Annotated in this window: 7 protein-coding genes; all 7 read left to right on the top strand. The window is 62.2% G+C overall.

Annotated features, from left to right (window positions below):
- Window positions 1-139: hypothetical protein (locus ACKLNA_RS29000; RefSeq protein WP_408987841.1), on the top strand; the 139-nt coding region annotated here is incomplete at its 5' end.
- 77 nt (window positions 140-216) lie between these two features.
- Entirely contained in the window at window positions 217-1,689 is a 1,473-nt protein-coding gene (locus ACKLNA_RS29005; protein ID WP_408987838.1) for a purine-cytosine permease family protein, read from the top strand.
- Window positions 1,690-1,760: 71 nt separating this feature from the next.
- Window positions 1,761-2,729, top strand: coding sequence for an ABC transporter substrate-binding protein (locus tag ACKLNA_RS29010; RefSeq protein WP_085732540.1), 969 nt, complete (start codon window positions 1,761-1,763; stop codon window positions 2,727-2,729).
- Between the two features lie 83 nt (window positions 2,730-2,812).
- On the top strand, window positions 2,813-3,664 hold the full coding sequence (locus tag ACKLNA_RS29015) for a proline/glycine betaine ABC transporter permease (protein ID WP_114881111.1): 852 nt from the start codon (window positions 2,813-2,815) through the stop codon (window positions 3,662-3,664).
- Window positions 3,661-4,491: a glycine betaine/L-proline ABC transporter ATP-binding protein gene (locus tag ACKLNA_RS29020; RefSeq protein ID WP_085711028.1), complete on the top strand. Its 831-nt coding sequence runs from the start codon at window positions 3,661-3,663 to the stop codon at window positions 4,489-4,491. The genes ACKLNA_RS29015 and ACKLNA_RS29020 overlap by 4 nt, the downstream gene beginning before the upstream one ends.
- Window positions 4,492-4,637: 146 nt before the next feature.
- Entirely contained in the window at window positions 4,638-6,161 is a 1,524-nt protein-coding gene (gene hutH, locus ACKLNA_RS29025) for a histidine ammonia-lyase (protein WP_408987839.1), read from the top strand.
- Window positions 6,162-6,278: 117 nt separating this feature from the next.
- On the top strand, window positions 6,279-6,572 hold a 294-nt coding region (locus ACKLNA_RS29030), incomplete at its 3' end, for an aromatic amino acid lyase (protein ID WP_408987840.1).

Consider the following 6,572-nt stretch of genomic DNA (forward strand, 5'->3'; position numbering starts at 1 on the left):
AGCAGCCGAGCGTATCGCTCGCGTGCTGCACAACGACCCGGGCACCGGTGTGATGCGTCACGCCGATGCCGGTTACCAGATCGCCATTGACTGCGCCAGGGAGCAAGGGCTGAACCTGCCGATGATCACCGGCAAATAAAAAACGGCGGGAGCCAGCTCGCTCCCGCGCAAGCCAATACAACAACAAAACCCAGAACAATCCACAGAGGTTGAATCATGGCTGGCAACACCGATCGTGCAAGCAACAAACCGTTGATCGAAAGGCGTTCGATCGACTACATCCCGGAAGCGGAAAGACACGGTCGTCTATTCAGTCAGTTCACCCTGTGGATGGGTGCCAACCTGCAAATCACCGCGATTGTCACCGGGGCCCTGGCCGTGGTGCTGGGCGGCGATGTGTTCTGGTCGTTGATCGGTCTGCTGATCGGTCAACTGCTGGGCGGCGGCGTCATGGCGCTGCACGCGGCGCAGGGGCCGAAGCTGGGCCTGCCGCAGATGATTTCCAGCCGGGTGCAGTTCGGCGTCTACGGCGCGGCGATTCCGATCGTGCTGGTGTGCCTGATGTACCTCGGCTTCACCGCCACCGGCACCATGCTGTCGGGTCAGGCGCTGGGCCAGTTGTTCGGGGTCAGCGACACCGTCGGCATCCTGCTTTTCGCCAGTGTCATCGTGGTGGTCACGGTGCTCGGCTATCGGGTGATCCACTGGATCGGCCGTATTGCCAGTGTCATTGGCGTGATTGCTTTCGTGTACCTGTTCAGCCGTCTGATGAGTCAGGTGGACGTCGGTGCACTTCTGGAAATCCGTCACTTCAGCTGGAGCAGCTTCCTGCTGGCGGTGTCGCTGGCGGCGTCCTGGCAGATCGCCTTCGGCCCTTACGTGGCGGACTATTCGCGTTATCTGCCGAGCAAGGTTTCCTCGGTGAAAACCTTCTTTGCTGCCGGCGCCGGCTCTGTGATCGGCGCGCAGGTGGCGATGATCCTCGGCGTGTTCGCGGCGGCTTCGGCCAACGGTCAGTTCGCCGGTCATGAAGTGGCTTACATCGTCGGTCTGGGCGGCACCGGTGCCACCGCGGCGCTGCTGTATTTCAGCATCGCGTTCGGCAAGGTGACCATCTCCACCCTGAACTCCTACGGCAGCTTCATGTGCATCGCGACCATCATCAGCGGCTTCCGTGGCCACCTGACGGTCAGCCGGATGCAGCGTCTGGTGTTCGTGCTGGTGATCGTCGGTGCCGCGACCCTGATCGCCTTGCTCGGCCAGCACTCGTTCCTCGGGGCGTTCAAGTCTTTCATCCTGTTCCTGCTGGCGTTCTTCACGCCGTGGAGCGCGATCAACCTCGTGGACTACTACTGCATTACCCGTGAGCACTACGACGTTCCGGCGCTGGCCGATCCGAACGGTCGCTACGGTCGCTGGAACCTCCTCGGGATCAGCGTCTATGTGTTTGGTGTGCTGGTGCAGCTGCCGTTCATTTCCACCAAGTTTTATACCGGTCCGCTGGTAGCCGCGCTGGGTGATGTGGATATCTCGTGGATCATCGGTCTGGTGCTGCCCGCTGCGCTTTACTACGTGTGCGCAAAGAAATGGCACGGCAGCGTGCCCGATCACCTGATTCTGCCGGTCGAGCAGAACAGCGTTGTACAACCTGAAGCAAACGGGACCGGCCGCGCTGCGGCGCAGGCCTGATCTGGACGTGGACAGGGCTGGATGCCTCTTGAACTGCCGTAAGCCAATTCATGATTAGGAGCGTCACAACAATGAAATCGAACAAGACCCTGCTGACCACATTGCTGTCCATGGGCCTGTTGGCCAGTGCCGGCGCCACCCAGGCCGCCGGCTGGTGCGAATCCGGCAAACCGGTGAAATTCGCCGGCCTGAACTGGGAAAGCGCGATGTTGCTGACCGACGTGCTGCAAGTCGTGCTGGAGAAAGGTTACGACTGCAAGACCGACAGCCTGCCAGGCAACTCCATCACCATGGAAAACGCCCTGAGCAGCAACGATATTCAAGTGTTCGCCGAAGAGTGGGTCGGCCGCAGCGAGGTCTGGAACAAGGCCGAGAAGGCCGGCAAGGTCGTCGGTGTCGGCGCCCCGGTCGTCGGTGCGGTGGAAGGCTGGTACGTGCCGCGCTACGTGATCGAAGGCGATGCCAAGCGCAAGATCGAAGCCAAGGCGCCGGATCTGAAAAACATCGCTGACCTGGGCAAATACTCGGCGATCTTCAAGGACGCCGAAGAGCCGTCCAAGGGCCGCTTCTACAACTGCCCTGCCGGCTGGACCTGCGAGCTGGACAACAGCGAAATGCTGAAAAGCTACGGCCTGGAAAACAGCTACACCAACTTCCGCCCGGGCACCGGCCCGGCGCTGGATGCGGCGGTGCTGTCGAGCTACAAGCGCGGCGAGCCGATCCTGTTCTACTACTGGTCGCCAACCCCGCTGATGGGCCAGATCGACGCGGTCAAACTGGAAGAGAAACCGGGCGTCGACAAGCGCGTGACCATCAAGGTCGGCCTGTCCAAGACCTTCCACGAGGAAGCCCCCGAGCTGGTGGCCGTGCTGGAAAAGGTCAACCTGCCGATCGACCTGCTGAACCAGAACCTGGGTCGCATGACCAAGGAGCGGATCGAGTCGCCGAAGCTGGCGAAAATCTTCCTCAAGGAACATCCTGAGGTCTGGCATGCGTGGGTCAGCGACGACGCTGCCAAGAAAATCGACGCGGCGCTGTAGGTCGATACCTCCCGGCTAACCGTGAGGCTGGCCGGGAGAATTGCCGTCATCGCTTGATTGAGATTTCTGATTGAGAGCCGCTTATGTTTCCCGAACGCTTTACGTTTTCCATCGCCGACTGGGTCAACGGTTGGGTCGATGCACTGGTTACCAACTACGGTGACGTGTTCCGCCATATCTCCGACACCCTGCTGTGGGCCATCGTCAACCTTGAAGGCCTGCTGCGCGCCGCACCGTGGTGGCTGATGCTGGCCATCGTCGCGGGTGTTGCCTGGCACGCCACGCGCAAGCTCGTGACCACCGCCGTGATCGTTGGTCTGTTGTTCCTGGTCGGCGCCGTCGGCCTGTGGGATAAGCTCATGCAGACGCTGGCGCTGATGATGGTCGCCACGGTCATCTCGGTGCTGATCGGCGTGCCGCTGGGGATCCTCTCGGCCCGCAGCAATCGCCTGCGTTCGTTCCTGATGCCGCTGCTCGACATCATGCAGACCATGCCCAGCTTCGTGTACCTGATCCCGGTGCTGATGCTGTTCGGCCTGGGCAAGGTGCCGGCGATTTTCGCCACCGTGATCTACGCTGCGCCGCCGCTGATCCGCCTGACCGATCTGGGCATCCGCCAGGTCGACGGTGAAGTGATGGAGGCCATCAACGCTTTCGGCGCCAACCGCTGGCAGCAACTGTTCGGCGTGCAACTGCCGCTGGCCCTGCCGAGCATCATGGCCGGGATCAACCAGACCACCATGATGGCCCTGTCGATGGTGGTGATCGCCTCGATGATCGGCGCCCGTGGCCTGGGTGAAGATGTGCTGGTGGGCATCCAGACCCTCAACGTCGGACGCGGCCTTGAAGCCGGTCTGGCGATCGTGATTCTCGCAGTGGTCATCGACCGCATTACCCAGGCGTATGGTCGGCCACGGCATGAGGTGAGCAAATGAGCAACGCAACCGTGAGCAAGATCGAAGTCAAAAACGTCTTCAAGATTTTCGGCAACCGGTCCAGGGACGCGCTGGCCATGGTCGGCCAGGGCAAGACCAAGGAGCAGGTACTGAACGAGACCGGTTGCGTGGTCGGGGTCAACGACCTGTCCCTGAGTATCGGCACCGGCGAGATCTTCGTGATCATGGGTCTGTCCGGTTCCGGTAAGTCGACCTTGGTGCGCCACTTCAACCGCCTGATCGACCCGACCAGCGGCGCGATCCTGGTGGACGGCGTGGACATCCTGCAATACGACATGGATGCCCTGCGCGAATTTCGCCGGCACAAGATCAGCATGGTGTTCCAGAGCTTCGGCCTGCTGCCCCACAAGACCGTGCTCGACAACGTCGCCTACGGCCTGAAAGTGCGCGGCGAGAGCAAGCAACTGTGCGCCGAACGCGCGCTGCACTGGATCAACACCGTGGGCCTCAAGGGCTACGAAAACAAATACCCGCACCAGCTCTCTGGCGGCATGCGCCAGCGTGTCGGCCTGGCCCGCGCGCTGGCGGCGGACACCGACATCATCCTGATGGACGAGGCGTTCAGCGCCCTCGACCCGCTGATCCGCGCCGAGATGCAGGACCAGTTGCTGGAGCTGCAAAAGACCCTGCACAAGACCATCGTCTTCATCACCCACGACCTCGACGAGGCCGTGCGCATCGGCAACCGCATCGCGATCCTCAAGGACGGCCGCCTGATCCAGGTCGGTACGCCGAAAGAGATCCTGCACTCGCCGGCGGACGAATATGTCGACCGCTTCGTGCAGCGGCGGGCGGCGGTGGTTTAAACAGCACCGCTTGTGTGGCGAGGGAGCTTGCTCCCGCTCGAGCGCGCAGCGGTCGCAGGTTTTTTGGGTCTGCTCCGCAGCCCAGCGGGAGCAAGCTCCCTCGCCACAGGGTTACCTGCATCAACAGAATTGGTATGAGGTTCCAGATGTCCCAGGCTGAAAAAATCGTTATCGCCGACGCCCCGATGCGTTGGCAGGATGTGGTCGCGGTAGCCCGTCACGGCGCGCAGCTCGAGCTGTCGGCCCAGACCTGGGCACGCATCGAAAATGCCCAGGGCATCGTCCAGCGCATCGTCGCCAGCGGCGAGCGCGCCTATGGCGTCAACACCGGGCTGGGCGGTCTGTCCAACGTCTCGCTGCAGGGCGAACAACTCAGCCAGTTGTCGCGCAACACCTTGCTCAGCCATGCCTGCGGCGTCGGCCCGGTACTGGCCGACGAGCAGACCCGCGCCATCATGTGCGCCGCAATCCGCAACTACAGCCACGGCAAATCCGGGATTCATCGGCAAGTGGTCGAAGCACTGCTGGCGCTGCTCAATCGCGGCATCACCCCGCAAGTGCCGTCCCAGGGTTCGGTCGGTTACCTGACCCACATGGCCCATATCGGTATCGCACTGCTGGGCGTGGGCAACGTCAGCTATCGCGGGCAGATTGTTTCTGCGCAGCAAGCGTTGGCCGAAGAAGGTCTGCAACCGGTGCAACTCGGGGCGAAGGACGGCCTGTGCCTGGTCAACGGCACGCCGTGCATGACCGGTCTCGGCTGCCTTGCCATCGCTGATGCCACGCGTCTGGTGCAATGGGCCGACGTGGTCGGTGCCATGAGCTTCGAAGCGCAACGCGGCCAGATCGCCGCGTTCGATGCCGGGATCATCGCGCTCAAGCCGCACCCGGGCATGCAACAGGTCGGCGTCAATCTGCGGGCGCTGCTCGACGGCAGTGAAGTGATCGCGAAGAGCAAAGGCATTCGCACTCAGGATGCGCTGAGCATCCGCTCGATCCCGCAGGTGCACGGCGCTGCCCGCGATCAACTGCAACATGCGATCAAACAGATTGAAACCGAACTCAACGGCTGCACCGACAACCCGTTGCTGCTGGGCACGCCGGACGACTTCCGTGTCATGTCCCAGGCCAACCCGCACGGGCAATCGGTGGCGCTGGCGGCGGACTTGCTGGCGATCGCGATGGCCGAAATCGGCTCGATTGCCGAGCGGCGTCTGGACCGTCTGATCAACCCGCATGTCAGCGGTCTGCCGGCGTTCCTGGTGGCCAATCCGGGGGTGAACTCCGGGATGATGATCGTGCAATACGTCGCCGCGTCGCTGTGCGCGGAAAACCGCCAGTTGGCGCAACCGGCGGTGCTCGATAACTACGTCACTTCCGGCCTGCAGGAAGACCACCTGAGCATGGGCACCAACGCCGCGCTGAAGCTGCACCGCGCGCTGGAAAACTGCACGCAGATCCTCGCCATCGAGTACCTGCTGGCGGCTCAGGCCTTTGAATTTCTCAAGGAACAACGCTTCGGCGCCGGCACCGATGTGGCGTGGCGACTGCTGCGCGAGAAGGTCCCGGCTTACGATCAGGATCGCTGGCTGGCGCCGGATATCGCCGCTGCCGCGAGCGTGTTGAAAGCCCCGGATCTGCTGCACAACGTACTGCCGAATTTGCACTGACAATTACCCATACCAGCGTGCCAAGGCGCGGATCGTCCAAAAGACGAGAGGCGACGGATAACGGAATGCTCCGGAGCGACTGGTAGTTAATAACAATCTCTCAAAAGGAGCATTTAAATGACTGCGCTGAACCTGATTCCCGGCCAACTGAGCCTGGCCCAACTGCGTGATGTCTATCAGCAACCGGTCAAGTTGACTCTCGACAACAGTGCCTCGGCCCAGATCGAAGCCAGCGTTGCCTGCGTCGAACAGATCCTCGCCGAGAACCGCACCGCCTACGGCATCAACACCGGTTTCGGCCTGCTGGCCTCGACCCGCATCGCCAGCGAAGACCTGGAACACCTCCAGCGTTCGCTGGTGCTGTCCCACGCCGCCGGTGTCGGCGAGCCGATCAGCGATGAGCTGGTGCGC

The organism is Pseudomonas sp. UV AK001 (genome assembly GCF_046097675.1).
In the GTDB taxonomy this organism is placed as follows: Bacteria; Pseudomonadota; Gammaproteobacteria; order Pseudomonadales; family Pseudomonadaceae; genus Aquipseudomonas; species Aquipseudomonas kribbensis.

Excerpts from the sequence above, each read along its gene's own strand:
- ACKLNA_RS29005 (WP_408987838.1), top strand. The coding sequence starts at position 217 with ATGGCTGGCAACACCGATCGTGCAAGCAACAAACCGTTGATCGAAAGG.
- ACKLNA_RS29010 (WP_085732540.1), top strand. The coding sequence starts at position 1,761 with ATGAAATCGAACAAGACCCTGCTGACCACATTGCTGTCCATGGGCCTG.
- ACKLNA_RS29015 (WP_114881111.1), top strand. The coding sequence starts at position 2,813 with ATGTTTCCCGAACGCTTTACGTTTTCCATCGCCGACTGGGTCAACGGT.
- ACKLNA_RS29020 (WP_085711028.1), top strand. The coding sequence starts at position 3,661 with ATGAGCAACGCAACCGTGAGCAAGATCGAAGTCAAAAACGTCTTCAAG.
- hutH (WP_408987839.1), top strand. The coding sequence starts at position 4,638 with ATGTCCCAGGCTGAAAAAATCGTTATCGCCGACGCCCCGATGCGTTGG.